This window comes from Hydrogenophaga sp., from assembly GCF_051007235.1.
Lineage (GTDB): Bacteria > Pseudomonadota > Gammaproteobacteria > Burkholderiales > Burkholderiaceae_C > Hydrogenophaga.
Genome location: NZ_JBPCSJ010000166.1, coordinates 1 through 3384, shown reverse-complemented (window position 1 = coordinate 3384; position 3384 = coordinate 1). Strand labels below are relative to the sequence as shown.

General features: G+C 66.8%; 2 protein-coding genes and 1 pseudogene. All 3 read right to left on the bottom strand.

The genetic code is table 11. From position 1 onward, the window contains the following. Positions 1–642 (bottom strand): annotated as a pseudogene (locus ACR2JA_RS05995) (NADP-dependent malic enzyme); the annotation flags it as partial. Between the two features lie 68 nt (positions 643–710). Beyond that, positions 711–1964, bottom strand: a complete 1254-nt coding sequence (locus ACR2JA_RS05990) for a M20 family metallopeptidase (RefSeq protein ID WP_434008198.1) — start codon at positions 1962–1964, stop codon at positions 711–713. Between the two features lie 8 nt (positions 1965–1972). Next, the coding region (locus ACR2JA_RS05985; protein ID WP_434008197.1) for a hydantoinase/carbamoylase family amidase at positions 1973–3384 on the bottom strand (1412 nt) is incomplete at its 5' end.

The window sequence follows — 3384 nt, the reverse complement described above, 5'->3', positions numbered from 1 at the left end:
CACGCCCAGGTTGACCATCAGGTCCAGGCAGGCGATGGCCGCCGCGCCCGCGCCGCTGACGGCGACCTTGACCGCGCCGATGTCCTTCTGGACCAGTTCCAGGCCGTTGATCAGCGCCGCGCTGGAGATGATGGCCGTGCCGTGCTGGTCGTCATGGAACACCGGGATCTTCATGCGGTCGCGCAGTTTGCGCTCGATGTAGAAACACTCGGGCGCCTTGATGTCTTCCAGGTTCACGCCGCCCAGCGTGGGTTCGAGTGCCGCGATGATCTCGACCAGCTTGTCCGGATCGCGCTCGGCGAGTTCGATGTCGAACACGTCGATACCGGCGAACTTCTTGAACAGGCAACCCTTGCCCTCCATCACCGGCTTGGAGGCCAGCGGTCCGATGTCGCCCAGGCCCAGCACAGCGGTGCCGTTGGTGATCACGCCGACCAGGTTGCCGCGGCTGGTGTATTCCGAGGCCAGCGCCGGATCGGCCTCGATGGCCAGGCAGGGAAAGGCCACGCCCGGCGAATAGGCCAGCGACAGGTCGCGCTGGTTGGACAGGGGCTTGGTCGGGTTGACCGAGATCTTGCCCGTGTTGGGCGAGCGGTGGTATTCGAGCGCGGCGTCGCGCAGGGCTTGTTCGGCGGGGGTCATGAGGTCTCCAATGTGCGAACCGCCCGGCGGGGCGGGCGGTCATTGTGTCACGAGGCTTGTGCGCGCGTTCAGGCGGCCTGCAAGAGGTCCAGCAGCGTGCGCGCCACCACCTTGGTGGCACGGCGCAGGTCTTCCAGCACCAGGTTCTCGTCGGCGCGTTTGGCGTTGGACTCGCGCACCGTGCGCGGGCCTGCGCCGTAGATCACGCCGGGGATGCCGTGTTCGCCGTAGATGCGCACGTCGGTGTACAGCGGTGTGCCCACGGCCGGGATGGCCTCACCAAACAGCTCGCTAGCGTGTTTCTGGATCGCTTGCACCAGGGGCTGGTTGCCTGGCAGTGGCTTGAGCGCCCGTGCCAGCAGGATGCGCTTGACGTCCACCGTGATGGCGTTGCCGCCGCGCGGCGGCTGGAAGCTGGCGGCCGCTTCGGTGATGGTGCGGCGCAGGGCGGCTTCGACCTCGGCCGGGTCTTCCTCAGGGATCATGCGGCGGTCCACCTTGAGCACCACCTTGCCGGGAATCACGTTGGTGTTGGTGCCGCCGCTGATCTGGCCCACGTTCAGGTAGGGGTGACTGATGCCCTCGACCTTCGAGGTGATCTTCAGGTAGTCGGCGTTGAGCGCGTACAGCGCGTTGAGGATGTGCACCGCGCCCTGCAGCGCGTCGGTGCCGCTGTCGGGGATGGCGGCGTGCGCCATGTCGCCGTTCACCGTCACCTCCAGCTGCAGGCAGCCGTTGTGGGCCACCACCACCTGGTAGCTGAAGCCGGCGGCGATCATCAGGTCGGGCTTGGTGAGCCCCTTCTTGAGCAACCAATCCGGACCGACCTCGCCGCCGTATTCCTCGTCGTAGGTCACGTGCAGTTCGACGCCGCCCTTGAGCGGCGCGCCCAGCGCCTCCAGCGCGCGGATCGCGAAAGTGAAGTTGGCGATGTCGCACTTGCTCACCGCAGCCGCGCGGCCATAGATCTTGCCGTCCACGATCTCGCCGCCGTACGGGTCGTGTGTCCAGCCTTCGCCCGGCGGCACCACGTCGCCGTGGGCGTTGAGCGCAACGGTCTGGCCACCGTCGCCAAAGCGGCGGCGCACGATCAGGTTGGTGATGGTCTCCAGACCGGCGGCCTTCACTTCGGCTTCGGGCACGGTGTGCTTTTCGGCCATCAGGCCCATGCCCGCCAGCAGCTCGGCAGTGCGCTCGGCGTGCGGCGCGTTGTTGCCGGGCGGCGTGTCGGTGGGCACGCGGATGAGTTCCTGCAGGAACTGCACCTCTTCGTCGAAGTGGGCGTCGATCCAGGCGTCGAGTTGCTGTTGTGCGGTGGTCATGTCGGCTTTCAGTGGGCTTCGGTGGTCAGTTGGTGCAGCACGTGGTCGAAGGCCTTGACGGCCAGGTCCATGTCGTCGGCGGTGCTGGATTCGAGCGGGTTGTGGCTGATGCCGCTGTTCTCGCCGCGCACGAACAGCATGGCCTGCGGCATGATTTCATGCAGCTTCATGGCATCGTGGCCCGCGCCGCTGGGCATGCGGTGCAGTGGCACGCCCAGTGCGGTGCCGGCGGCTTCCCAGCGGGCCTGCCATGCGGGTGCGCTGGGCGCGGCGGCGGCGCGCATGGTTTCTTCCAGCGTGTGACGCAGGCCGCGGCGCTCGCAAATCTCGCTGAACCTGGTCAGCACGTCCTGCGCCAGTGCGTCGCGTTGTGCATTCGTGGGGGCGCGCATGTCCAGGCTGAACTTGCAGGCACCGGGCACCACGTTGATGGAACCGTTGGGCACCTGCAGCATGCCCACGGTGGCAACCGAGTCGTCGTCCTGCGCGGCGCGCTGCTCGGCATACAGGATCAGCTCGGCCACGGCGGCGGCGGCGTCGCGGCGGCGGTCCATGGGCGTGGTGCCGGCGTGGCTGGCCATGCCGATGACCTCGCCAAGAAAGCGCACGCTGCCGTTGATGCTGGTGACGATGCCCAGCGGCAGGTTCAGTTCGTTGAGCACCGGGCCCTGCTCGATGTGCACCTCGATGAAGCCCAGGTACTGCGCCGGGTCGCGCTGCAGCTTCGGGATGTCGTCGATGCACAGGCCGGCGTGCTGCATGGCCTCTCGCATGGTGATGCCGTCGGTGTCTTTCTGATCGAGCCAGGTGTTGTCGAAATGGCCGGTGAGCGCGCCCGACCCGAGGAAGGTGGCCTTGTAGCGCTGGCCTTCTTCTTCGGCAAAACCCACCACTTCAATGCCAAACGGCAGTCGCTTGCCGGCTGCGTGCAGCTTCTGCACGCAGGCCATGGGCACGAAGATGCCCAGTCGCCCGTCGTACTTGCCGCCATTGCGCACGGTGTCGTAGTGGCTGCCGGTGATCAGGTATTTCGCGCCCAGTGTGGCGGCGTGATAGCGGCCCACCACATTACCGACAGCGTCGATCTCGATCTCGTCGAAACCGCAGTCCTTCATCCAGTGGCTGATGCGCTGGGCGCAGGCGCGGTGCGCGTCGGTCAGGTAGGTCACGGTCAGCTGGCCTTTTTCCGCATAGCCCGGGTCGCTGTGTTGCGCCAGCGTTTCCTGCCAGTCCCAGACCTGGTGGCCCAGCGTCGGCTCCACGCCAAACTTGTCGTTCAGACGGATCTCGACGATGCGGTGGATGTTGCGCAGGCACTCGGCCAATTCAAAGTCGGGGTGGCCATGCAGGCGGCGCTCGAAAGCGTCGATGATTTGCTGCTTGTTCAGGCCCGCGCCACGCGGGCCGCGCACGGCCAGGA